Below are 24651 nucleotides of genomic sequence, written 5' to 3'. Positions count from 1 at the left end.
AACGATGACCGCGACGACGGTGCCCGAGACCTGGTTCGAGGAAGACCCGCGCAAGCAGCGCTCGCGCGGCAAACTGCTCGATGCCGCGGCCGCACTGCTCACCTCGGGCGGCCTCGACGCGGTGACGGTCGAGGCCGTCACCCGGATCTCGAAGGTCGCACGCACGACCCTGTACCGCCACTTCGGCACGGTGCGGCAATTGCGCGCCGCAGCGCTCGAACGATTCCTGCTGCCACCGGCGGAAGTGCCGGAATCGGAAGGGACACTGCGTGATCGCCTCATCGAGCTGGTCCACCGCCAGGCCGTGCTGATCGACGAGGCACCCCTGCAGATGAGCATGCTGACCTGGATCGCCACCAGCGACCCGGCCGGCACGAACAGCGGACCCGACGCGGCATCACTGCGCCTGCACCTCATCGAGCAGTACCACCGCCCGTTCGACGACCTGTTCGCCCGCCCGGACGCCCGCGCCATCCTCGGCGATTACGACGCGACCACCGCACTGGCCCGGTTGATCGGACCTGTGGTGTTCATCCGGCTCGCGGGACTGGGCCGCACCACCCGCGCGGACTGCCGCCGAATCGTCGACGACTTCCTCACCGCACGCGCCGCCGAGCCCGGGTCCGCGTCGTGATCCCGGGCCCGGCCATCCCAAGGAGTACAGATATTACACCGCCGATCGACGCCCCGATCTTCGATGCCGATGCGCACATGTACGAGACGGCCGACGCGCTGACCAAGTACCTGCCCGAGCCATATCGCCAGGCCGTCCGGTACGTGCAGATCGGGCGGCACACCCGGATCGCCATCAACGGCAGGATCACCGACTTCATCCCGAACCCGACCTTCGAGCGCGTCGCGGCGCCGGGCGCCCACGAGAAATTCTTCGCCGGCGAGAACACCGAGGGGCTGACCCTGCGTCAGATGCAGGGCAAGGCAATCCAGGCTCCCGCAGCCACCCGCAACCCGCAAGACCGGATCATCGAACTCGACCGCCAGGGCGTGCGCGAAACGTTCAACTACCCGACCCTGGCCAGTCTCGTCGAGCACTCCACCGCCGAGGACCCCGAACTCACCCTGGCTGTCGTCCACGCGCTCAACCGGTGGATGCTCGAGCACTGGACCTACGCCTATCAGGACCGGATCTTCAGCACTCCGATCATCAACTGCGCCGAGGTCGACGGTGCACGGCGTGAACTCGAGTACATCCTCGACCACGGGGCCCAGGTCGCGCTCATCAAGCCCGCCCCGGTCAAGGGCCTGCGCGGTTGGCGATCCCCGGCGCTGCCGGAATTCGATCCGTTCTGGCGCGATGTGCAGGACGCCGGATTACCCATCGTGCTGCACGCCAGCCAGCCGCCTCTGGACGAATACGTCAACCGGTGGGAACCGCCGGCCACCGCCAATTTCATGGCGATGAGCTCGTTCCGCTGGCTCGCCCTCGGGCACCGGGAGATCTCCGACATGATCGGGAGCCTGATCTGCCACGGCACCCTGACCCGGTTCCCGCAGTTGCGTATCGCCAGCGTGGAGAACGGCAGTTCGTGGATTCGCCCTCTCCTGCACGACCTGGCGGAGCTGAACAAGAAGATGCCGCAGAACTTCCCCGAGGACCCGCTCGCGGTCTTCCGCCGCAACATCTGGGTCAGCCCGTTCTGGGAAGGGTCGGTCGCCGACGTCGTCGAAACCGTCGGATGGGACCGGGTGATGTTCGGCTCGGACTATCCGCACCCCGAGGGGCTCCCCGAGCCCAGCGGCTACTGGAAGTATGCCGAAGGTATGGACACCCGCCGCACCCGAGATTTCCTGGGCGACAACGCCCGCCGATTCCTGGGCCGTCCGATCGAGAATCCGGACCCCGCCGCGCACTACCCGCCGATCCCGGCCACAGCCGAGTCCCACACCTGACCGACGCACCCACGGGATGCCTCGCAGTATAATTTACGGTTGGATATACTATGGAACTTCCGCCACATCCCGCGGCGGGCACATCGACACGGTGACAACGAACTACACGGAGGTGGTCGCGACCATGGCGAAGCGGGTAACCGCACCGAAACGGCCGCGGCGCGAGCGTGGGTCACTGAACCCCGAGGACATCATCGACGGCGCTTTCGAGCTGGCCGAACAGGTGTCGCTGGACAATCTGAGCATGCCGATGCTGGGCAAACATCTCGACGTCGGGGTGACCAGCATCTACTGGTACTTCCGCAAGAAGGACGACCTGCTCAACGCGATGACCGACCGGGCGCTGCATCAGTACGGCAGGTTCGCCGGTCCCTTCGTGGAAGCCGGCGACTGGCGCGAATCGCTGCGCCACCACGCCCGCACGATGCGAAAAACGTTCCTGCAGAACCCGATTCTCTGCGACCTGATTCTCATCCGATCGGCGCTGAGCCCCGAAGCAGCCCAATTGGGCGCGCGCGGCACCGAGCAGGTCATCGCCAACCTGATGCAAGCAGGTCTCACCCTCGACGACGCGGTGGACACCTACTCGGCCGTTCAACTCCATGTGCGCGGAACCGTTGTGCTGCAACGACTCTACGACAAGAACAAGGAATCCGACGCCGGGGCCAGCGCCTACTACGAGAACCTCACCATCTCCCCCGACACCACCCCGCTGCTGGCCGCGGCGAGCGTCGAGGGCCGACACAACGGCGCCCCGGACGAGCACAATTTCGAATATGGCCTCGAACGCATCCTCGAGCACGCCGACCGGTTGATCGCCGCGAGCGCCGTTCCTGCGGCGAAGCCCCCCGCGGCGCGGCCCACACGCCGCGCCGCGGCAGCGAAATAGCCCTGCGCACAACCCGATACGGGAAGTCGACCCGGCGGATTAAGCGGTATCGCGCGCACCCGCCGTCAACACGATGACATTCAGGCTGTCGTCCCTTCAGAAGTAGACCCGTTCTCCCTCAGCAGTTTTCGCTCGACAGCGACCGACGGTCCCTCACTCGGCTGTGGGGCAAGTGAGCCGTCGAGCGAAACAGTCCAGCTCGCACGGCTTTGGACCATCCGCCAAGGGCTGGCGGAATCTCTACAGGTGCCGCCACCGGGCGTTCGACGGAGTCGTCCCGTCAGGCGGCGAAGACGGCGCGGACGATGGATTCGTCGCCGTCGATCTCGAGCACTCCGAGTGCGCGGGCGTCACTCAGGGTGAGCGCACCGGCCGCGAGGCCGAGGACATAGGCGGGCTCGGCGCGGACGGTGGCGTCGAGGTCGCGGCCGTCGTGCGTGCCGACTTCGAAGCCGGAGCGGGTCGCGCGGAGTTGGAGGAGCGGGTCGCCGACCTCGAGACCGACCGTTGCCGAAGGACGAACCTCGACCCGGCTGTTCAGCAAGGCGGGGACGGCCAACGCCAGCCACCCCGGGCGGAACGAGTCACCCTCGGGCCCGCGGGCCATCAACGGGGTGGACCAGCGGATCAGGCTCTCGATCGGCCCGCGCAGCTCGGCACCCCACGGCGTGAGGACGTATTCGACCACGCTGCCCTGACCGGCCGGTCGCCGCTCGACCACGCCCGAGCGCTCCAGGTCGCGCAGCCGGTCGGCGAGCAGGTTGGTCGCGATGCCGGGAAGGCCGTCCAGCAGGTCACGATAGCGAGCGGGGGCAATGAGCAGCTGGCGGACGATGAGCAGGTTCCACCGATCGCCCACGACCTCGAGCGACCGGGCGAGCCCGCAGTACTGGCCGTAGCTACGCATCATCTTCCTTTGCTTGCTTTTCTCAAGTGCACGTGACATTCTCAAGCTTATCGCAGGATCGAGCCGAAAGGGGGCCCACCATGGCCGACACCACAGAAAGCGCGCGGCCCGCCTGGGTCGACGACGATCTGTTTCCGTTCGAGAGCCGCTTCGTCGATATCGACGGGCACACCGTGCATTACGTCGACGAAGGTTCGGGTCCCACGCTGCTACTGCTGCACGGAAACCCGACCTGGTCGTTCCTCTGGCGCGACGTCATCCGCGCGCTGCGCGACGACTTCCGATGCATCGCCCTGGACTACCCGGGCTTCGGACTGTCCACGCCGAGGCCCGGCTACCGGTACCTGCCCGAGGAGCACGCCGACGTGGTCACCTCGTTCGTCGATGCACTCGGCCTCGACGGGATCACCCTGGTCGGGCAGGACTGGGGCGGTCCGATCGGACTGGCCGCAGCGCAACGGCGGCCAGGCGTCTTCGATCGGCTCGTGCTCGCCAACACCTGGGCCTGGCCGGTCAACGGCGTCCTGCACTTCGAGGGCTTCTCTCGCATCCTCGGCGGACCCCCGATCCGCTTCCTGGTCCGGCAGCTCAACCTCCTGGTCAACGCGTTCATCCCGACAGGCCACCGCAGGCGCAAGCCGACCACGGCCGAGATGACCCACTACCGCCAGGCGCTGGACACGCCCGAGCGCCGCCAAGCCTCCGCCGTACTCCCCAGCCGGCTCCTCGCCAGCCGCGCCTTCTTCACCGAGGTCGAGGCCGGTCTCGCCGCCATCGCCCACCTGCCGACGCTGATCGTCTGGGGTGACGCCGACATCGCCTTCCGCCCCCAGGAGCGCGACCGCCTGGAAGCCACCTTCCCCGACCACAAGACCGTCATCGTCGAAGGCGCCGGCACCTACGTGGAGTCCGACGCGCCCGAGGAATTCGTCACCGCGATCCGCGACTGGACAGCGACGCACAACGACGACGCAAGTCGCGCGAGTGAGCGGAACCTATAGACCGCCTTCATCTACCCTCATGTCCCGCTGACGCCAGTCTTCTTCCGCACCAACATCTTCAGATCAGCGACGATGCCGACACCCACTGGGAAGCGGCGCGGCGGATGCCGCTGTGAAGTCACACGGACAACGGGGCAGAACACGAGTCAACGCTCACCACCAACAGCTCGAGACCATCACCGGAACGAGCGATCATCCGGTACCCGGCGATGACCGCCCGGGGCTGCCCGACCAGGCAGACAAGACTGCCCAATGCTCCTCACCCACTCCCATTGGACGATTTTTCGGCAGCTCTGTGCCGGTCTTTGCTTCTTTTGGGGTTTGTGTGTATGTATGGCTGGTATTTAATTAGTTAATGCGCATATGTCGATACTGATGTTTATGGGATCGATGGGGCGTGCCTGACGCTCTCAACCGATCCCAGTTGCGCGGACCCATCTGCTCGCATTCTCGGTCCGGGGCCTGTCGCCCCCAACCGCCCCGCATGCATGCTCGAACCGCCACATGAGCAGCCGTACGGCGACTGGATGCCCGACGGCTTTCGAACACCCCTCCCCCGGTCAGCGTCTCATCGGAGCCGAGTCGAGGACCTCAGACCGTGTCGAGCGAGCCTACCGCAGCCATGTCGGAGAGTCGTTGCACAGAGTGCTGACGATACGTGGTTGCCCGGCATCGCCTGCCTGTCCGCAGTTGATGCAAGAGCGCAGCTCACGCAACCTTGCGGCCGGTCGGAGAACTACACGGTGGTGATGAATCCACCGTCGATCCTCATGTCGGCGCCAGTGATGTTCGCGGCCCGATCCGAGGCGAGAAACAGGGCCAGATCCGCCACCTCTTCGGGGGTGGTGAATCGTCCGGTCGGCGTTCCGGCCACTGCCTGGTCTGCCACCTCCTGGGCGCTGGTGCCGCTTGCCTGCGCGACGGTCTCGGCGACTCCCCCGCTGCCGAGCCACAGGTCCGTCCGCACCGGCCCCGGACTGATCGAATTCGCCCGAATCCCTTGCGGGCCGAACTCTTTCGACAGCGCCTTGGTGAGGTTGGTCAGCGCCGCCTTGACCGCGCTGTAGTCGACCACACCGGGGTCCGGGAAGAAGGCGTTGACCGACCCGACCGTGACGATCGCGCCACCACCCCGGCCGAGCATTGCCGGGATCGCGGCGCGGGTGGTGCGTACCGCCGCCATCATTCCCAAGGTCCACGAGGCTTCCCAGTCCTCGTCCGTGACGGTGGTGAATCCACCCGGTCTCGGGGTGACCGCACCGGCGTTGTTGATCAGGATGTCCACTCCCCCGAGCCGGGAGGCGGCCGCGACCAGCTCCGTGGGAGCCTCGACGCCGGCCAAATTACCGGGTACGAACGTCACGCTCCCGGCGGACCGGAGCTCATCGATGCGCTCGCTCATCGTGCGCGCACCCGCGACCACATGCGCACCGGACTCGGCGAAGCGCTCGGTGACCGCGAGCCCTATGCCCCTGCTGGCCCCGGTGACGACCGCGATCTTCCCGTCGAAATGCAGGTCCATCGTTACCCTCCTACGGTTCGAATACCAGCAGCGGTTTGCCCCCGTGTTCGGGAGCCTCGGCCGAATGGACTGCTTCCCTGAAGATTTCTTCCCGCAATCGAGCCCGGCCCGGGGCAGTTCAGTTTCCGGCTGCGCGCAGTAGCTGTGCCGAGTAGGGGTTGAGTTCGATCGGCAAGTGCTGTCCAACGACCACTGTGCCCCCGAGGTGGACCAGATGTCGCCCGAACGCGTAGTTCGGCTCGAAGGCGAAGCTCATTCCGGGTGCCAGTTCCAGGTCGGGCAGAAATGTGGGGTGATCGGGCACGCGTGGGTATCCGTCGGTGCCGGGGATACGACTGAAGAATCCCAGGCCTTTGCCCACGGAGAGTCCGGGATTGAGCGAGTGCACCGCGATCAGGAACGGCCAGCCGTCGGCGGCCTCGATCGGCTCGTGCATCACGTCGACGAGTTCACCGAACGTTCGGCCCGGACGCAGCGCGCGCAGCCCCGCGTCGTAGGCGGCGCGGGCGACCTCCGCGGCGCGGTGGAAGTCCTCGTGCACGTCCCCGACGGTGATGGTGACCTGGTTCTGGGTGTGGCGTCCGCCGAAGGCGGAGAACACCTCGGCGTAGATGATGTCGCCGTCGTCGAGAATGCGAGGAGCCTGCGGGCGGTGGCCCCACGCCGGTGGCCCCGCCGCGACCACGTCCGGTCCCGACCACAAATGCATGGCCGGGGGCAATGATCCGTGACCGTAACCTTCGGCCATGCCCGCCGCGTAGACGCGGCTTTCCGAAACGCCGGGTGCGGCGGTTGCCACCATCGCCGCCACCATGGCGTCACCGATTCCGGCCGAATGCCGTAGTACAGCGATCTCTTCCTCGCCCAGCTGCATGACCAGCCGCCCGAAGGGCAGATCCACCGCTCGGAAGTCGGCCTCGGGGAAACGGGCCAGGACGTTGCTCCAGAGGCCGTAGGGGATGATCCCTTCGGGATGCCACGGCATGTGGGGTCCCAGCCCGATCACGCCGATCACCGCTGTGGCCAGTCCGAGTTCGCCCAGGGCCTCGGCGATCGTGCCGGAATGACGCGTGCCGCGCAGATCGCGCGGGGGAATCCACATGGTCTCGCCGCGGCGGGCGGATTCCAGGTTGTCCATGATGAACATCGGGCCCGGCAGCAGTGCGATCGGCTCGCCGGTTCGGGGAAAGACAACCGTTGCGCCCGGTCGGCTGTTGGTGAACCAGGTGTCGTAGGCGACCGGGGCCGGACCCGCGTCCTCGTGCTCACCGAAGACCAGCAGTGCGTCGAGTCCCTCGTCGGCCATGAAGTTCCTGGCCAGGGACCACCTGCGGTCGCGTTCTGCCGTCGAGAAGACCGGTACCTGTGCTTCGAGCATGTTTCGACTCCTCCTCGGGCCGGTCTCGCTTGCGGGGGTGTTCAGCGAAACCTGCGGGTCAGCACGCCAGGCGTGTGATCGGTGGACAGCACCATCCTGCGGCGCTTCGCCGGGCGTAACCAGGACCAGGCTGTCCGTGGATCGGCCGGAACTCTCTCGGTGCGTGCACCGCTCACCGGGGCGTCCGAAACTCCTGCGCCCCGATCACTCGCAACAGCTCGAGCTTCTCGCGGGTATCGGTGCCCTCGGTCGGGAAGAACGCCAGAACCTTGGTGTCCGCCTCGGGCGAGAGCAGCACCTCACAGGTCAGATGCAGAACACCGACCTCGGGGTGCAGGAACCTTTTTCGGTCGAAGCGATGCACCGCGACCTCATGGCGTTCCCACAGATCGCGGAACTCCGCACTGCGCGTGCGCAATCGGTGGACCAGGTCGGTGACATCGGGGTCACCTCCGCGCCGCGAGTAGGTCGCCCGCAAGTCATTGACGTGCGCGCGGGAATGCCGCGGCCAGTCCTCTTCGGGAAAACAGGCACGCAGGGCCGGTTCGGTGAACCACTGCCACACGATGTTGCGGGCGCGGTCGGTGCGCTTGCCCGTCGTCCACCCCAGCGCGATGTCGGCGATCGCGTTCTGCCACAGAATTTCACCCAGGTCACTGGCGACACACGCGGGTACGTCGTCGAGCCGGTCCAACAGACTCATCAACCCGGGCCGGACATACCCACCGCAGTGGCGGGCCGGTGGCGGGAACCCTGCCAGGTGATACAGGTGGTCGCGCTCGTCGAGATCGCACCGCAGCGCACGAGCCAGGGCCGCCATGATCGGCTCGGACGGATTCGCGCCGCGGCACTGTTCCAGGCGCGCGTAGTAGTCGGTGGAGATACTGGCCAGCTGAGCGACTTCGTCGCGCCGCAGACCAGGTGTGCGGCGCCGAACCCCCTCGGGCAAACCGAGATCGGCCGGGCTCAGCAACTCCCGGCGACGGCGCAGGAAATCCGCGAGACCGGATCGATCGATCATGCTCCTCAGTACACCCTGATATTCCCTGTCCCGGTAGCTGTCAGCCGGGGACAGGTTGTCCCTGGTTCACCCACCGCTCGTTCGACAATCCTGACTTGACCCTGACGTTCTCATCCGAGAGGAATGGACATGACTTCGATCCTGATCACCGGCGGTCACTCGGGCATCGGTCTCGCTGCCGCACGGGCGCTCGCCGCGAGCGAGATCGACCTCGTTCTGGCCGGTCGAAGCATCGAACGCATGCACCCGGTCGCCGCGGAGCTGCACGCGAAACACGGTGTGGCCGCAACCATGCTGACACTCGACACGTCCTCGCTCGCGTCGGTCCGGGCCGCGGCAGCGCAGTTCCGCACGATGCTCGACTCGGGAGAGATCTCCTCGCTCGACGCGATCATCTGCAACGCGGGCGGCCGCTTCGACGGCGACATCTCGTACAGCACCGACGGATACGAGACGACGTTCGCGACGAACTGCCTCGGACACTTCCTGCTCGTGGAGTTGCTCTTCCCGAACCTTTCCGAGAGCGGCCGGGTCGTCTACACCGCCAGCGGCACCCACGATCCGGACTCGATGGACGGCCGGATGGTCGGCGCCGCGGTAGAGCCGGATGCTGTCGCGCTGGCGAACAACGGGAAGAACGGCGGCAAGGCACTGTCGACCGGAAGGCGTTACTCCACCTCGAAGCTGTGCACCGTGATGTACGCCTATGAGCTGGATCGCCGACTCCGCAAGGCGGACAGTTCGATCTCCTCGATCGCCTTCGACCCGGGGTCCGTACCCGAGACCGGTTTCCTTCGCGATATGCCCGAGCCGGTTCGATGGATCGCGGGCAGCGCCGCCATGAAATGGGTCTCGAAACGGATCGGCGTCACGACCTCCGACATGGGGTTCTCGGGCGCTTCGTTGGCGGCGATCGCGACCGACGCCGACTATGCGGGGGCCTCCGGCAAGTACTTCCAGGCGAACGACGGCACCCTCTCGGCGGTCCGTTCCGCGCGAATGTCGTACGACGAATCACGCGCGAGGAAACTGTGGGACGACTCCAAACAGCTCGTCCACCTGACCGCCGACGAAGAACCGGTACAGCTGCGATGAGCGTTGGGCGGTGCGCGACCCGCCCGATCGTTCGTCCCCTTTCCCCGCAACTGAGTTGGCGCGGCGCGCCGACGGGCACCAAGAGCTACGCTGTGACCGTGTACGACCCCGACGCCCCCACCGGGTCCGGCTTCTGGCGCTGGGCTGTCGCCAGTATCCCGGCCACGACCACGAGCCTGCCCGAGGGCGCCGGAGACGACGCGGGTGTCGACTTGCCAGCGGGCGCTTTCCAACTGCCGAATGACACGCGCCTGCCTCGATACATCGGCGTCGCCACCGACGCCACACCGGCGCTGCTCGGATTCACCATCGCCGGTCACATCCTGGGTCGCGCGACGCTCGTCGCCACGGCGGAGACGGTGCGGTGAATCCCGATATCGATGACATGACCGATCGCACCGTGCTGGTCACGGGCGCGACGGACGGACTCGGCCGCGCACTCGCGGTCCGGCTCGGCGCGGCGGGCGCCCGCCTGATCCTGCACGGCCGCAACCCGGAGCGGGCCGCAGCGGTCGCGGCCGATGTCGTTGCCGCGGGCGGAGCAACTCCGCAGATCATCCTGGCGGATCTGTCGCAACTCAGGGAGGTGGACCGGCTCGCAGACGAGATCATCGCCCGCACTTCGCATTTGGATGTCCTGGTGAACAATGCCGGGATCAGCGGCCGGGCGGACGGGAGACGCGAACTCACCGCCGACGGCATCGAATCGGTCTGGGCGGTCGATCATCTGGCTCCCTACCGACTCACGCGCCGGCTGCTTCCGCTGCTGCGAGCCTCGGCTCCGGCGCGGGTGGTGAATGTCGCCTCCGCCGGGCAGCAGGAGATCGACCTCGAGGATCCGACTCCCGAGCGCGACTACGACGCGTTCGCCGCCTACTGCCGCGCCAAGCTGGCGATGATCATGGCGACCATCGAGTACGCCGAGGAACTCGACGGCACCGGTGTCACCGTGAACGCCCTGCACCCGGCCACCCTGATGCCGACGACGATGGTGCGCGAAGCCGGTGTCACACCGATCAGCACCATCGCCGAAGGTGCGAACGCGACCCTCCGGCTGATCTGTGACCCGAGCCTGGCTCGGACCACAGGCCGGTATTTCGACGGCACCCTGGAGCGCTCTGCGCACCCGCAGGCCGATGATCGGCCGTCGCGCCGGCGGCTACTCGAAATCAGCGACGCGGCAATCGGTTCGGTCGTGACCTGAGCCGGTGGCGACAGCGTGCGTCATTGCACATAGGACAGCACGGTCATCATGCCGGCTTCGCCGTGATAGGCGTTGTGGCAGTGCAGCATCCACTGCCCGGGGTTGGTGGCGTCCAGGTCGACCTCGACCGTCTGCATGGGCAGCACGATGGAGGTGTCCTTGCGTGCACCGGTGCCGTTCGCGGTGACGACCTGGAAGGTGTGACCGTGCAGATGCATCGGGTGGAACATCATGGTCTTGTTCACCAACCGCAGCCGGACTCGTTGTCCCTGAGTCACATTCAGTGCGGTGTGCTCGGGGTATGCCTTGCCGTTGATGGTCCAGATGTACCGGGACGAGTCGGACCCGAGACTCACGCCGAGGGTGAAATCGGGGGCACGCCGGGGTAGGCGCACCGCCTCGGCCGCAGTGAGCCGGGCCGCTGTCAGTGGCGCCTGCGCCAATTCCGCGGGCCGCGCGTCGGCCGTCGGCGGGGCGCCACCCCCGGTACGGATCACCGCGAAAGCCTGTCCCGTCTTGCCTTCCGCGGCGGCCACGAACGGGAAGACACCGTCGCCGAGATCGATGATCGCGTCGTAGCGCTCCCCCATGCCGATCAGGACGGCGGCGGTGGTCACCGGCTGAACGGGGTAGCCGTCGCTGTGGGTGACGCGCAGCGTATGGCCGCCGACCGCGACCCGGAACGCGGTGTCGGCGGCGGCGTTGATGATCCGCAGCCGCATCCGCTGCCCGGGTTTGCCGGTGAGAGCGACCGGGTCCGCGGCGGTGCGTCCGTTGATCAGATAGTACGGATAGTCCTTGACGTCACCGGCATCCGAACCCAGCGGCGCGTTCGGATTCGTCGACATCGACCCCGAGCCCATGTTCATGCCGCCCATCGAGCCCATGTTCATCCCGGGCATGCGCCCCATGCGCGTCTCGCGTAGCTGCCGCAATTGCTCGTCGGGGTTGCGGCCGTTGATGCCGTCGAGCCAATCATCCAGCACGACAACGGCTTCCAGGTCGTAGTCGGCGCCGTCGGCGGGGTCTTCGACGATGAGCGGTGCGTACAGGCCGCGGTCGAGCTGGACGCCGGCATGCGGATGGAAGAAATAGGTGCCCGCATCGGGCACGGTGAACTCGTAACCGAAGGTTCCGCCGGGCGCGATGGCCGGCTGGGTGAGATCGGGCATGCCATCCATGTCGTTGCGTAACGCGATGCCATGCCAGTGGATCGATGTCGGGGCCGGCAAGGCGTTGGTGAGTTCGGCCCGCAGGACTTCGCCGCGTTTGATTCGGATCTCCTTGCCCGGCAGCTGGGCGTCGTAGACCCAGGTGGGCACCTGAACGCCGCCGAGATCCACAGTGGCCGGGGCCGCGCGCAGGTTCACCTGCCGGACGAGGGCATCGGCGGCGCGACGAGAGTTTTCCGCTGTTCGGACGGCGTCGGAATCGGGCTGCACGAGGGGAGGTGAGCTCGACGAACCGGTCGAACACGAGGCCAGCACAGCGGCCGCCGCGGTACCGGCGCCGAAGGCCAGGAAGCCCCGCCGGGTCAGCAGCGCGGCGGGTGGCGCACCGATCCCTCGTGCCGTCCGAGGCATCAGCGGTCGGCGAGGGCGTCGATGGCGGCGCGGAGCCTGGTCGCTGCCTCCGAGGCGATCGGTTCCAGGCCCGCTTCACCGGTGACCTGAACCATGACGTCGGGGTCCATGGCTTCGACGATGACCGTGCCGTCGTCGCCGGGGTCGCGACGAACGATCACGTTGCAGGGCAACAGCAATCCGATCTGGCGGTCGACCTCGACCGCGCGGTGGGCCAGTGGCGGGTTGCAGGCGCCGAGGATGCGATAGTCCTCCATGTCCTGGCCGAGTTTGGCCTTCAGTGTCGCGGTCATATCGATTTCGGTCAGGACGCCGAAGCCCTGCTCGGCCAGTGCGGCACGAGTTCGTTCGACCGCGTCGTCGAACCGGTCGGTGCGTAGTGTGGTGGCGATGGCCAGTTTCATGATTACCGGTACTTCCTTTCGGTAGTGGATAAGACGAGCGGTCAGGTTCCGGACACGTTGCAGGGTGCGGCGGCGGGCAGCCCGAGTCGGCGTAGCAGCAGGGTCGCCGGGCACCATCCCGCGGTGCCGTACAACAGCAGATTTGCGCCCACGAACCCGGTGCCGACGAGCCACCAGGGCGACCAAGCGGCCGCGAGAACCACGCTGATCAGCACGAGCGCACCCGCCAGCAGCGGTACGACGCGAGCGATGGACCAGCCGTGGTGCCGAGGTAGGTTCGGCATGAATTGACCTCCGTGATCGGTTGCGCGCCTGCGGGTTCAGGCGAGGGCGAGGAAGAGTTTCTCGAGTTCGGCTTCGCTCATCGGTTCGGTTCCGTCGGCGGATTCGCCGGTCATGCATTCGCGCAGCCCGGTGGCGACGATCTTGAAACCGGCCCGGTCCAGTGCGCGCGACACCGCGGCCAGCTGGGTCACCACGTCCTTGCAGTCACGTCCCTGCTCGATCATCGCGATCACACCGCCGAGCTGCCCCTGCGCGCGACGCAACCGGTTCAGTACCAGTGCGATCGTTTCTTCGTTGCCCACCATGGCTGTAGCCCTTCTCGTTGGTTCACCTACCTCCCACCATACCCCTGGGGGTATGACGGGAGGCTGTGATATCAGTCGTGTGCGAAACTGATCGAGGGCAACACCGCGCGCAACCATCGCGGGGACCACCAGGCGCGATGTCCGGTGAGCCGCAACAGTACCGGCAGCAGCACCAGGCGCACCGCGGCGGCGTCGAGTAGCACCGCGACACCGAGGATGACGCCCATCTCCTTCGGGGGCAGCGGTTGGGCGAGCGCGAAGGTGAAGAACACCGCGACCATGACCGCCGCGGCGGCGAAGATCACCCGGCCGGAATGGGCCAGGCCGTCGACCAGGGCACGGCTCGGATCACCGGACCGTTCGTAGTGTTCCTTCGCCGTGGCGAGCAGGAACACCGTGTAGTCCATCGCGATGGCGAAGATCATCGCGAAGAAGAACACCGGCCCCCAGCCGTCGAGGAATCCCTGCGGGGTGAAGCCGAGCAGGCCCGCGCCGTGGCCGTCCTGGAAGATCAACTTCGCCACCCCGAAGGCCGCGGCGGTCGAGAGCAGACTGACCACCGTGCCCAGCGCCGCGACCAGCGGAGCCTGCAGCGCGACCAGCAGCAGCGCGAAGCCCAGGACCAGGATGATCCCCACGATGATGGGGAAATAGTGGTTCAGCGCGTGTTGCAGATCCAGGTTCTCCGCAGGCGCGCCGCCCACGAGCGCGTCGGCCGGGAGTCGCTCCCGCAGCTGATCCAGGATGGTGCTCATTCGCGCGTCGGACGGGTCCACGCTCGGCAGTGCTTGCATCATGACCAGGTCGCTGCCGTCGCGGGCGGTCTCGGGCGGGGTGAGCATCGCGATGCCCTGGACCGCCGACGCCGTATTCGCGACCTGGGCGGATTCGGCCGCAGGGGCGATGATCTGCAATGCTCCCGGCGCTCCCTCACCTAGTTGCGCTTGCACCAGTTCATATCCTTGGCGAACCGGTGCGTCCGAGGGGACGACCTGGATCGACGGCATGGCGACCTTCAGACCGGCCACCGGGATCGCCAGGGCGATCAGTATCAGCAGCGCGGCGATCGCGAAGGGCCAGGGCCGGTCGTGCAGGCGCTGCCCCCAGGCGGCGAACCGCGGTGAGCGATGGTGCTGCCGCCCGACCTTGGGCAGCGATCCCGCATTGATCCTGTGGCCCAGTGCTCCCAGCGCGGCGGGCAGCAGCGTCAACGTCGCGGCCAGGACGAAAGCCACCGCGAACATGATCCCGACCGCCATCGTCCGCACCGCGGGCGCCGGAACGATCAACACCGCCGACAGACTCACCAGAACCGTGAGCCCGGACAGGACGACGGCCTTGCCCGCCGTACTCATCGTCTCGGCCACCGCCGCGCGCGCATCGGACGTCCTGGCCAGAGCACCGCGGAATCGCGCGACGATGAACAGCGCGTAGTCGATTCCCAGTGCCAGGGCGAACATCATCGCGAAGTTCATGGCCCACACCGAGATCGGGGTGAGGTGGTTGAGCAGCACCAGCCCGCCGGCCGAGGCGATCAACCCGGCCAGGGTCAACAGCAGCGGCAGCCCGGCGGCCACCAGCGACCCGAACGCGAGCACCATGATCGCCAGGGTCACCGGCCAGGAGAACATCTCCGCCTTCAGCATCGCCTCGTGGTTGGCCTTGTTGAAATCGCTCCACAGCGCCGACGCACCGGTCGGGTAGACCTCGATCCCGTTGCCGGACAACGCGGTCAACGCGCTCTTGTGCGCATCGACCGCCTTCACCATGTCGTCAGGGGAAGCATTCGCGCCGGCGATGAGGATTCCGGTGTGCCCGTCGCGACTGATCGAAGCACCCGGCTGGGGCGCGACGACCTCGCCGAACCGCGGGTCGGCGGCGAAGATCGCCGTGGCCCGCCCGAGCACGGACTGCACTGCGGCACTGTCGATGGCCTGGGTGTCGGAATGCACCACGAGCTGCACCGCGGCCGAGGAATTACCGTCGAAGTGCTGCTGCGCGAGTTCACGCACCCGCACCGATGCCGACCCGTCGGCCTGCCAGCCCGCACCCGCGAGCGAATTGAACACACTGGGCGCCGCGGCGCCCAGCGCGAGCAGCAGTACCAGCCACACCCCGAACACGATCCGGGCTCGCCCGGCCATCACGGCCCCCAGCCTGCCCAGCGCTCCGCGGGTATTCCGCGTGGTTTCCTGCGGTGGCGACGCAATCCCCGATTCGGTCATCAGCTCTCCGTTCCTATACCCCCTGGGGTATCGTTCAATGGAGCCGAACATACCCCTAGGGGTATCTCCGAGTAAAGGCGGCGTGAGTCACAGACCGAATCCGGCGCAGTCTCGCTCGGCAGCTGCCGCCGTGCCGGGTGCGGTACCGGCCGAACCCGGACGATCCGCACTCCGCATGTGCATTTGCGCTGATAGAGCGCGGCACCCTCGCTATGCTCGACCTCGCAGCGCAGCATCGATCATGAGCCGATCCGTACTCGTTCGAACTGTTCGAGGAGTCCGATGACCGTCATCCACAACTTGCCGGCACACGTACTGTTCGTGCACTTCATCATCGCGCTCGTGCCCTTGACCGCGGTACTCGAAATCGTGTGCGCCGTGTGGCCGGCCGCTCGGCGCGGGCACCTCGTCTGGCTCACGTTGATCCTCGCCGTGATCCTGATGGTGCTGACTCCGATCACGATCCACGCCGGCCAATGGCTCTACGATCTGCGCAAGAATCCTGACGCGATCCTGCGCGAACACGCCGAACGCGGCGACACGATGCTGTACTTCTCGATCGCGCTGCTGGTCGTCGCGGTAGTACTGGCCGCATTGCAGGTGATCGAACGACGCGGAACGCAGCCGCGCGCGATCCTCACCGTGGCCGTGGCGGTGCTGGCCGTGGTGGTCGGTGTCGCATCGATGGTGCAGCTGTACCGCACCGGAGACGCCGGGTCACAGTCGGTGTGGGGCAGCCTGATCGCACATCTGAAGAAGGCCGCCGGCAGCTGACACGCTCGGCACTGCGGCTCGGGCAGCAATGCCCCAGCGGCCGGTGACCTTGGCATCTCGCGCGCCCCGACTCGTCGGGCAATAGTCGTGGTGAAGCCGTGGCGGTGCTCGCGGTCGTCGATGTCCGATGCCGCCGCCACGGCGGAACAGGTGCTCGCGATGACACATCTGGGCCCACTGGACATCGGATTCCTGGAACTCGAGGATTCCGATCCGCACATCAGTCTCGCCATCGGAGTGGTGGCGATCATCGCTGGTCCCCCACCGAGCCAGGAGGAATTGCGGATCTGGCTCGATCGAGGTCTGGAGTCACATGCTCGGCTGCGGCAGCGAGTGCGCCGCACTCCCCTGGACGTCAGCGGACCGGCCTGGGAGGACGACCCCCAGTTCGCCCTGGCGCACCATATTCGCCGGACCGCTCTGCCCGAGCCGGGCGGTGAACCGCAGTTGCGCGAGCTGGTCGCCACCGAGATCACCGAACGGCTGGACCGCGACCATCCGCTCTGGCGAATCACGATCGTGGAACATCTCGCCGGCGACCGGTGGGCGATGATCCTCCGGGCACACCACACCATGGTCGACGGAATCTCCGGTATCACCCTGCTGGAAAGTTTCTGTGACGGACCGACCAGGGAGGCCGGGCGCGGCACGAGAGGCGGAAGTCGTTCGCGCAATGAGTATTTCGGGTGGTGGAAGGAGATCCTTCGACTGCCCGTGACGGTGCCGCTGGGTACCGTGGGGGCCATCCGCGCACTGGCTCCCGTGCTGTATTCGGCGATCGTTCCCTCGCCCGAGTCCTCGTTGAACGGCGCCCTGGGACAGCAGCGCCGATATGCGGTGGCGCGAGCCGAACTGCCCGAGGTGGACGAGATCTGCTCGGCGCAGGGTGTGACGGTCAACGACGTCGCCGTCGCGGCGATCACCGCGGCCTACCGTCGCCTGCTTCTGCTGCGCGGCGAGACTCCGGTCCCGGGTGAGCTGCGGGTCGTGATACCGGTCTCGACGAGAACGGTGGGTGCGAAACAGGTTCTCGACAACCGGATTTCGGCGACGGTCACCGAACTTCCGATCCATGTGAACGATCCGGTCGAGCGCCTCGGGCTCGTGCACCGGCGGATCCGCGAACACCGGGCCCGCGGGGAGGTCGAGGCCGAACAGTCGTTGCTCACCTTGGCCCGCCGACTGCCCGCCGGCGTGGTGGCGAGCGTATTCCGGGTCGCCACCCGCTTCCCGCAGCACGCGATCGGCACCCTGGCGACCAATGTGCCCGGTCCGCGGAACCGGCTGAGCCTGGGCGGACACGAAATCCTGGAACTGTGGCCGTGCATCCCCACCGCCATGCGCCTGCGCACCAGGGTCGCGATCCTGAGCTACCGCGGCCGACTGACCTTCGGCATCACCGCCGACTACGACAGCACCCCCGACATCGACACGATCCCCTCGGCCATCGAAACCGAGATCTCGGTGCTGCTCGCCCACGCTCGCGGCCGGCGACCATGACCGGACGTGCTGGACGGGCACTTGGTCCATGCACACGGGTCCGATTGGTCTCTGTCGCCTCGGTGTGAACCGGCCCAGCATGTGAGACGTGCGCAGTCAGCATGAGCAGTGGGTGCGGCCGGCGGGATTGAATCCGGAGGAAGCCGCGGACCGGTTGTTGCGTGATCTACGCAGCAACCGATCCGGGTTGACTGACACCGAAGCCGATCGGCGTCTGCTCCAGTACGGGCCCAACGTGCTGCGCAAGCGCGGCGGCAGGCAGTGGCCCGGGCAGTTGATGCGGCAGTTCACCCATCCGCTGGCGTTGCTGCTGTGGCTCGCCGCGGGCTTGCTGCTGCTGGTGGGCTCGCATGTGGTGGCAGGAGCCGTACTTCTGATCATCGTGCTCAACGCGGCACTGTCCTTCATCCAGGAGGTGCAGGCCGGGCGTGCGGTGGAGGCGCTGGCCAAGTATCTGCCGCAGCGCGCCGAGGTCGACCGCGACGGGACCGTGCGTGAGATCGACGCGTCGCAACTCGTGCCCGGCGATATCGTCGTGCTCGAGGAGGGCGATCGCATCGCGGCCGACATCCGCCTGCTCGCGGGCGCCGTGGAGGTCGATATGTCGGCGTTGACCGGCGAATCCGTCCCCACCCTGCGGTCGGCGGCGATGGTCGAGGTGAACGTGCCGCTACTGAGTGCGCACGATCTGGTGTTCAGCGGCACCCATTGCACCGGCGGGCAGGCCCGCGGCATCGTCTTCGCCACCGGAATGACGACCGAGATCGGCCGGATCGCGGCATTGTCCGAACGGGTGGCCCCCGAACCCAGTCCGCTCGAACGTCAGGTGCGCCGGGTCGCGTGGTTGATCGCGGCGGCATCGGTGCTGTTGGTGCTGGCATTCATCCCGCTGGCCACCCTGGCGGCCCACCTCACGCTGATCAACTCTCTCGTATTCGCCTCCGGTCTGTTGGCAGGCATGGTTCCCGAGGGGCTGCTGCCGGTCATCACGCTGGCGCTGGCGGTCGCGGTGCGCGGCCTGGCGCGTCGCGGCGCACTGGTCAAACGCCTGTCGGCGGTCGAGACGCTGGGTTCGACCGACGTGGTGTGCACCGACAAGACCGGCACGCTCACGCAGAATCGCATGACACCGACCGCGGTCTGGACCCTGGCCGGGCGGCTCGATCTGGACATCGACACGGTCACGGATGCGGCGTCGACCTCCTCACCGTTGTATCGCTCGCTGGGGCGAATCGCGGCGCAGTGCAACAACTCCCGTCTCGACGACCGGTCCGGGCCGACCGGCGATCCGACCGAGATCGCCGTGCTGACGACGGCGCGAAGGTTCGGCGCCGACATCGATGCCGCCCACCGGGAGGCACACCGCCGCTGGCAGTTCCATTTCGATCCGGAACTGAAAATGATGTCGACCATCGACGAACGCGAGGACGGCACACTGGTCGTCCATGCCAAGGGCGCTCCCGAAGCGCTCCTGCCGCGCTGCACCGGGGTTCTCGACACCGACGCCCACGTGGTCCCGCTGGATGACGAGCATCGCGACCTGGTCGCGGACGCGGTCAACGCCTTCGCCGCCGAAGGGCTTCGGGTGCTGGCCCTGGCCCAACGCGAACTGCCCGCGCAGCGGCGCCCGCCACACCGCCGCGCCGATGCCGAACACGACCTGTGCCTGACCGGCCTGATCGCGATGCTCGACCCGCCACGCCCCGGCGTCGCGGACGCGGTGGCGAGCTGCCGTACCGCAGGTATCCGCATCATCGTGATCACCGGTGATCATCCGCTCACCGCGGCTGCCATCGCGGAGAGCGTCGGTATTACCGGGCCGGATCCCACGGTCGTCACCGGTGAGCAATTCGATCGGCTCGGCGAGAGCGACCTGGCCGCACTGATCCGGGACCGGCCGGAGATCATCTTCGCCCGCGCGACCCCCGAGGCAAAACTCCACATCGCCGAGGCGCTGCGCGCCGACGGCCACGTCGTCGCGATGACCGGCGACGGCGTCAACGACGCGCCCGCACTCCACCGCGCCGACATCGGCGTGGCGATGGGACGTTCGGGAACCGACGTCGCACGGGAAGCCGCCACCATGGTGCTCACCGACGACGACTTCAGCTCCATCGTCGCCGCGGTCCGAGCCGGTCGCCGAATCTACGACAACGTCCGCAAATTCATCATCTACATCTTCGCCCACGCCACCCCGGAAACCGTGCCCTTCCTGGTCTTCGCCCTGAGCGGCGGCGCGATCCCGCTGCCGCTGACCATCCTGCAGATACTGGCTTTCGACGTGGGCAGCGAAACCCTGCCCGCGCTGGCGCTCAGCCGCGAACCCGCCGAACCCGGGATCATGACCCGTCCGCCGCGACCGCGCAACGAAGGCGTCATCCGCAGGTCCATGCTGATCCGCGCCTGGCTGTTCCTCGGCCTGATAGTCACCATCCTGCAGCTGGCGGGATTCTTCTACGTCCTGCACACCGCCGGGTGGCGGCCGGGTATGCCGACCGGCCCCGGTACACCGCTGCACCACGCGTATACACAGGCGACCACGATGGCATTCCTGGGCATGATCGCCGGGCAGATCGGCACCGTCTTCGCGGTGCGCACCCAGTACGCCTCGCTGCGCTCGGTCGGGGTGTTCAGCAATCGCTACCTGCTGGGTGCCATCGCCGCGGAGATCGCACTCGCCGCCGTGTTCGTCTACACCCGACCGCTACAGGTTCTGCTGGGCACCAGCGCACTGCCTGTCCGCGACCTCGCCTTGTTACTTCCCTTTCCGATCATCGTCTGGGGCGCGGACGAACTGCGCCGCTACCTGAACCGGCGGCGGATCACAGCGGGCGCACGATCTCGTCCAGAGGGCGCCGCGGAGTGGCCGGAATCGGGTCGGCACTTTGCCCCGCCCACCCGATCCGGATGATGATTTGCGGAAATCCGCTGTCGTGCAACACATCTGCGCGAATGTCGGCACGCGGGCCGGCGAGCTCGAGCGGTTCGGTCAGCGGGCACGATGCCAGGCCGGCCGCGGTCGCGGTGAGCAGGATCGCGCTCGCGGCCTCCCCGGCCCGCAGCTGCGATATTCGCTCGTCTCCGGATGTGGCCAGGACCAGTATCGGCTCCTCTCCGTGAATGTCCTCGATCACCGCCTGTGGCAGAGCAGGTCCGGCGAACGGGCGGATGATCGGATCGATGGACATCACCGCGCTGCGGGCGGGCACGCCCTGGGCAGTGGCGTGAACGCCGCTCCATTGATGCAGTTCCACACCGTATTCGAAGTCCTGGGCGTGTTCGCGGGCCGCGTGGTCGAACGCTCGATGCAGTCGCTCCCGTTCGTATCCGCTCGCGACGCTGTGCACCAGCACACCGTGTGCCTGGCCCGCTTGCACGAGCGTGTCGATCCGCCCTGCGGGCACTTCCCACGAGGTGTACCGGCGGCGGTCACTGCGGCGATGAGCGATGGCGTCGGCCAGGCGAATCGCTTCGGGCGTCGTGGATTCGGGCTGGAATTCCACAGCGGCGAGATGATTCGGTTCGGCCGGGTTCGGCAGGCGATGCACGCGTGTGCGCCATCCGAGCGCCGCGGCGCCGACGCACAGATGGTGCAGGGCAGCACCGCAACTGATCAGCAGATCACGTCCATCGGGATCGGTATGCGGCAGACGCCGGGCGGGATCGGCGTACAGCTGGATTGTTCGGTCGCCGATGCGCCACAGCCACGGCTGGGTGTTGTGCACCGAGGGCGCACGCACCGCCAGCCGCAGAGCGGACCGCATCGTTTCGGGATCCGGGGGGTGCGTCATGGTGCTCGTCTCCGATCAGGATTCGCCGCGGCCACCGCGGCGACAAAGCCGCTGCAGCCCCGGCACCATCTGTGCACCCTCAGCTTGCCGCTCGAGCGGTCCCGGCGAGACTGCCGAAGGTCACCGCGCACCGGGTCATCGGGCTGCTCGTGCCGCGTCACCTCGACAACTGCCGGGTATGCGGCGAGGACGGCCGGTCCTGGATCCAGGCGTCCGGGTCGGTTGCCCGCGGTTGCACGCGATCGGCGTCGCGGCGCTGTTCGGCATCGAAGATCGTCCGGGTGGTGGCCACGAGTGTGTCGGGGTCCAGGCTGATGGAATCGATGCCGAGGTCGACGAGAAATTCGGCCATCTCCGGATAGTCCGAGGGCGCCTGCCCGCACAGCCCGGAGTGAATCCCGTTGCGGCGGCAGCCTTCCACGGCGAGCCGGATCATCTCCCGCACGCCGGCATCGCGTTCGTCGTAGTCGAACGAGACGATCTCGCTGTCCCGGTCGACGCCGAGGGTGAGCTGGGTCAGATCGTTGGAGCCGATCGAGAATCCGTCGAACAACGTGGCGAACCGATCGATCAGTACGACGTTGTTCGGTATCTCGCACATCGCGTAGATCTGCAGGCCGTTCTCGCCGCGGGCGAGCCCGAGTTCGGCCATCCGCGCCAGCACCTGCTCGGCCTCGGCGATCCGGCGCACGAACGGCACCATGACGATCACGTTGGTCAGGCCCATCTCCTCCCGCACACGTCGTATCGCGGCGCACTCCACGGCAAACCCTTCGGAGTAGGCGGGATGCGCATACCGGGAGGCCCCGCGGAATCCGAGCATCGGGTTCGCTTCCCGCGGTTCGAAGTCCCGCCCGCCCAGCAGGCTCGCGTACTCGTTGGTCTTGAAGTCCGACATCCTGACCACGACCGGTTTCGGCCAGAAGGCCGCGGCGATGGTGCCGATGCCCTCCGACAGGCGCCGCACGAAGAAGTCCGCGCCGTCGGCATAGCCGCGAATCAGCTGCGCGAGCCGGTCCCGCACCGCGGGATCGGTGACCTTCTCCGGATGTACCAGTGCCAGTGGATGCGCCTTGATCGAGTCCGTGATGACGAACTCCATCCGTGCCAGGCCGACGCCGTCGGTGGGCAGCATCGCGGTCGCGAAGGCACGATCGGGATCTCCCAGATTGACCATGACCTGCGTGAGCGGGCGCGGCAGTTCGGCCATCGTCAGATGCTCGACGTGGAAGGCCAACGCGCCGCGGTAGATCCGCCCGGTGTCACCTTCGGCGCACGACACGGTGACCTCCGCACCTGCGGGTATCACCATGCTGGCCTGCCCGGTGCCGACGACAGCCGGAATTCCCATCTCCCGGGACAGAATCGCGGCGTGACAGGTGCGCCCGCCGCGATTGGTGACGATCGCCGAGGCGGTCTTCATCACCGGTTCCCAGTCCGGGGTCGTGGTGTCCGCGATCAGGACCTCCCCCGGCCGGAACTCACTCAACTCCGCCACCGTATCGACGCGGCGGGCCCGCCCGGTGGCGATCCGGTCTCCCACCGCGCGGCCCTCGATCAGTACTTCCGCACGGTTGTCGAGCACGTAATCGTCCAGGGTGCCGGTCGTGCGGCGTGAGCCGACGGTCTCGGGCCTGGACTGCACGATATACAGCTGCCCGTCGATGCCGTCCTTGGCCCATTCGATGTCCATCGGCCGCCGGTAGTGTCGTTCGATCGCGCACGCGGCGTCGGCCAGGGTGAGCACCTCGTCGTCGGACAGGCAGAAGCGGTCGCGATCCGCGAGCGGTGTGGGAACGTTGCGGGTGGTGCGGTGGGCCTCGCCCTCGACGTAGACCATCCTGACCGCCTTGTCGCCGAGCATGTGCCGCAGCACAACCCGATGACCCGCGCCGAATGTCGGCTTGTGCACGTAGAATTCGTCCGGATCCACCGCACCCTGCACCACGTTCTCACCGAGACCGTAAGCGCCGGTGACGAATACGACGTCCCGGAAGCCGGACTCGGTGTCCAGGGTGAACATCACCCCGGACGAGGCGAGATCCGAGCGGACCATCTTCATCACGCCCACCGACAAGCCCACCTTCAGCTGGTCGAAGCCCTGGTCGACGCGGTAGTGAATCGAGCGGTCGGTGAACAGGCTCGCGAAACAACGCCGGACCGCTTCGAGCAGGTTCTGCTCACCGCGCACGTTGAGAAAGGTCTCCTGCTGCCCGGCGAAACTGGCCGTCGGCAGATCCTCCGCCGTCGCCGAACTGCGCACCGCCAGACTGATCTCCGCGCCGTACTCGTCGCGCAGACGGCGATACCCGGCCAGCACCTCGTGCACGAGCATGTCGGGAAGTCCTGCACCATAGACGATTTCGCGCGCACATCGACCTCGGCGCGCAAGGTCGGGCAGATCGCCGGGATCGAGGCCGTCCAGCGCTCGGCGTAGCGGCTCCCACGCACCGGCCTCGGTCAGCATGTCCCGGTAGGCGTCCGCGGTGATCGCGAAACCGTTCGGAACCCGCACGCCCGCGTCGGACAGTGAGCGATACATTTCACCGAGCGAGGCATTCTTGCCGCCCACCGTGGCCACGTCCCGGATACCGAACTCGTCGAAGAATCGTACGTAACCGCTCCCGGCCATTGCCTTTCACTCCTCTTGTCGTCTGTCCGTCAGCAGCCATGCCATGCGGTGCATCCGACCGCGCCGGAACGATCACCGCGACACCCGGCCATAGGGCAACTATGCGCACTCCGGGCGCGTGACAACCGATGCGAAAGACACCTCGTACAGGGTCGTTCGTCCGATCCCTCGGCACCGCACGACGCAATGTCGCAGCAGAATTCACGTCGCGCTCGCGTGTAATCGCC

General features: G+C 67.2%; 20 protein-coding genes and 1 pseudogene. 10 read left to right on the top strand and 11 right to left on the bottom strand.

All coding sequences use genetic code 11. The features are described from left to right. Nucleotides 1-4 precede the first annotated feature (4 nt). From K7711_RS13205 to K7711_RS13195, 3 genes are all read left to right on the top strand, one after another. Complete coding sequence (locus tag K7711_RS13205) at nucleotides 5-634, top strand: TetR/AcrR family transcriptional regulator (protein WP_222969029.1); 630 nt, start codon at nucleotides 5-7, stop codon at nucleotides 632-634. A 77-nt stretch (nucleotides 635-711) separates the two neighbouring features. Next, the gene (locus tag K7711_RS13200; RefSeq protein ID WP_222969027.1) at nucleotides 712-1908 is read left to right on the top strand and encodes an amidohydrolase family protein; all 1197 of its coding nucleotides are present in this window, start codon (nucleotides 712-714) and stop codon (nucleotides 1906-1908) included. A 124-nt stretch (nucleotides 1909-2032) separates the two neighbouring features. Next, nucleotides 2033-2797 carry a TetR/AcrR family transcriptional regulator gene (locus tag K7711_RS13195; RefSeq protein ID WP_222969025.1) on the top strand — a complete coding sequence of 255 codons (765 nt, stop codon included), beginning with the start codon at nucleotides 2033-2035 and terminating at the stop codon, nucleotides 2795-2797. Between the two features lie 280 nt (nucleotides 2798-3077). Here the strand turns inward: K7711_RS13195 and K7711_RS13190 are convergent, their stop codons facing one another. Further along, complete coding sequence (locus tag K7711_RS13190) at nucleotides 3078-3704, bottom strand: winged helix-turn-helix transcriptional regulator (RefSeq protein WP_222969023.1); 627 nt, start codon at nucleotides 3702-3704, stop codon at nucleotides 3078-3080. Between the two features lie 80 nt (nucleotides 3705-3784). On the opposite strand from K7711_RS13190, the gene K7711_RS13185 reads away from it, so the two are divergent. Beyond that, the gene (locus tag K7711_RS13185; RefSeq protein WP_222969021.1) at nucleotides 3785-4705 is read left to right on the top strand and encodes an alpha/beta fold hydrolase; all 921 of its coding nucleotides are present in this window, start codon (nucleotides 3785-3787) and stop codon (nucleotides 4703-4705) included. Nucleotides 4706-5441: 736 nt separating this feature from the next. Here the strand turns inward: K7711_RS13185 and K7711_RS13180 are convergent. The 3 genes from K7711_RS13180 to K7711_RS13170 form a co-directional block, all read right to left on the bottom strand. After that, nucleotides 5442-6227 (bottom strand): SDR family NAD(P)-dependent oxidoreductase, encoded by a 786-nt coding sequence (locus K7711_RS13180; protein WP_222969019.1) that lies wholly within the window; start codon nucleotides 6225-6227, stop codon nucleotides 5442-5444. A gap of 118 nt (nucleotides 6228-6345) precedes the next feature. Continuing rightward, nucleotides 6346-7605: an aminopeptidase P family protein gene (locus tag K7711_RS13175; protein ID WP_222969016.1), complete on the bottom strand. Its 1260-nt coding sequence runs from the start codon at nucleotides 7603-7605 to the stop codon at nucleotides 6346-6348. A gap of 172 nt (nucleotides 7606-7777) precedes the next feature. Next, nucleotides 7778-8623 (bottom strand): helix-turn-helix transcriptional regulator, encoded by an 846-nt coding sequence (locus tag K7711_RS13170; protein WP_222969374.1) that lies wholly within the window; start codon nucleotides 8621-8623, stop codon nucleotides 7778-7780. Between the two features lie 132 nt (nucleotides 8624-8755). Between K7711_RS13170 and K7711_RS13165 the strand changes: the two genes are divergently transcribed. From K7711_RS13165 to K7711_RS13155, 3 genes and pseudogenes are all read left to right on the top strand, one after another. Continuing rightward, on the top strand, nucleotides 8756-9721 hold the full coding sequence (locus tag K7711_RS13165; RefSeq protein WP_222969014.1) for an SDR family NAD(P)-dependent oxidoreductase: 966 nt from the start codon (nucleotides 8756-8758) through the stop codon (nucleotides 9719-9721). A gap of 41 nt (nucleotides 9722-9762) precedes the next feature. Beyond that, nucleotides 9763-10089, top strand: a pseudogene (locus K7711_RS13160) (YbhB/YbcL family Raf kinase inhibitor-like protein); the annotation flags it as partial. A gap of 17 nt (nucleotides 10090-10106) precedes the next feature. Then, nucleotides 10107-10925 (top strand): SDR family NAD(P)-dependent oxidoreductase, encoded by an 819-nt coding sequence (locus K7711_RS13155; protein ID WP_222969010.1) that lies wholly within the window; start codon nucleotides 10107-10109, stop codon nucleotides 10923-10925. A gap of 20 nt (nucleotides 10926-10945) precedes the next feature. Here the strand turns inward: K7711_RS13155 and K7711_RS13150 are convergent, their stop codons facing one another. The 5 genes from K7711_RS13150 to K7711_RS13130 all read right to left on the bottom strand — a co-directional run bounded on the left by K7711_RS13150 (nucleotide 10946) and on the right by K7711_RS13130 (nucleotide 15727). After that, nucleotides 10946-12508 (bottom strand): multicopper oxidase family protein, encoded by a 1563-nt coding sequence (locus K7711_RS13150; RefSeq protein WP_222969008.1) that lies wholly within the window; start codon nucleotides 12506-12508, stop codon nucleotides 10946-10948. Next, nucleotides 12508-12912: a DUF302 domain-containing protein gene (locus tag K7711_RS13145; RefSeq protein WP_222969006.1), complete on the bottom strand. Its 405-nt coding sequence runs from the start codon at nucleotides 12910-12912 to the stop codon at nucleotides 12508-12510. Before K7711_RS13145 ends, K7711_RS13150 begins: the two co-directional genes overlap by 1 nt. Before the next feature lie 41 nt (nucleotides 12913-12953). Continuing rightward, nucleotides 12954-13196, bottom strand: coding sequence for a YgaP family membrane protein (locus K7711_RS13140; RefSeq protein ID WP_222969004.1), 243 nt, complete (start codon nucleotides 13194-13196; stop codon nucleotides 12954-12956). Nucleotides 13197-13232: 36 nt separating this feature from the next. Next, nucleotides 13233-13502 carry a metal-sensitive transcriptional regulator gene (locus tag K7711_RS13135; RefSeq protein WP_040822320.1) on the bottom strand — a complete coding sequence of 90 codons (270 nt, stop codon included), beginning with the start codon at nucleotides 13500-13502 and terminating at the stop codon, nucleotides 13233-13235. A gap of 71 nt (nucleotides 13503-13573) precedes the next feature. Next, nucleotides 13574-15727 (bottom strand): MMPL family transporter, encoded by a 2154-nt coding sequence (locus K7711_RS13130; RefSeq protein ID WP_222969002.1) that lies wholly within the window; start codon nucleotides 15725-15727, stop codon nucleotides 13574-13576. 282 nt (nucleotides 15728-16009) lie between these two features. Between K7711_RS13130 and K7711_RS13125 the strand changes: the two genes are divergently transcribed. The 3 genes from K7711_RS13125 (at nucleotide 16010) to K7711_RS13115 (ending at nucleotide 20912) form a co-directional block, all read left to right on the top strand. After that, on the top strand, nucleotides 16010-16501 hold the full coding sequence (locus K7711_RS13125; RefSeq protein WP_222969000.1) for a DUF2231 domain-containing protein: 492 nt from the start codon (nucleotides 16010-16012) through the stop codon (nucleotides 16499-16501). Between the two features lie 120 nt (nucleotides 16502-16621). After that, entirely contained in the window at nucleotides 16622-18001 is a 1380-nt protein-coding gene (locus tag K7711_RS13120; RefSeq protein WP_235747031.1) for a wax ester/triacylglycerol synthase family O-acyltransferase, read from the top strand. Between the two features lie 88 nt (nucleotides 18002-18089). Then, nucleotides 18090-20912, top strand: a complete 2823-nt coding sequence (locus K7711_RS13115) for a cation-translocating P-type ATPase (RefSeq protein WP_222968998.1) — start codon at nucleotides 18090-18092, stop codon at nucleotides 20910-20912. Here K7711_RS13115 and K7711_RS13110 read toward each other — a convergent pair. After that, complete coding sequence (locus K7711_RS13110) at nucleotides 20824-21792, bottom strand: Acg family FMN-binding oxidoreductase (RefSeq protein WP_222968996.1); 969 nt, start codon at nucleotides 21790-21792, stop codon at nucleotides 20824-20826. The genes K7711_RS13115 and K7711_RS13110 overlap by 89 nt on opposite strands. 157 nt (nucleotides 21793-21949) lie before the next feature. Then, nucleotides 21950-24424: a phosphoenolpyruvate synthase gene (ppsA, locus tag K7711_RS13105; RefSeq protein ID WP_222968994.1), complete on the bottom strand. Its 2475-nt coding sequence runs from the start codon at nucleotides 24422-24424 to the stop codon at nucleotides 21950-21952. Nucleotides 24425-24651 lie beyond the last annotated feature (227 nt).

The organism is Nocardia coffeae, from assembly GCF_019890715.1.
Lineage (GTDB): Bacteria > Actinomycetota > Actinomycetes > Mycobacteriales > Mycobacteriaceae > Nocardia > Nocardia jiangxiensis.
This window is presented reverse-complemented; position numbering and strand designations above follow the sequence as displayed.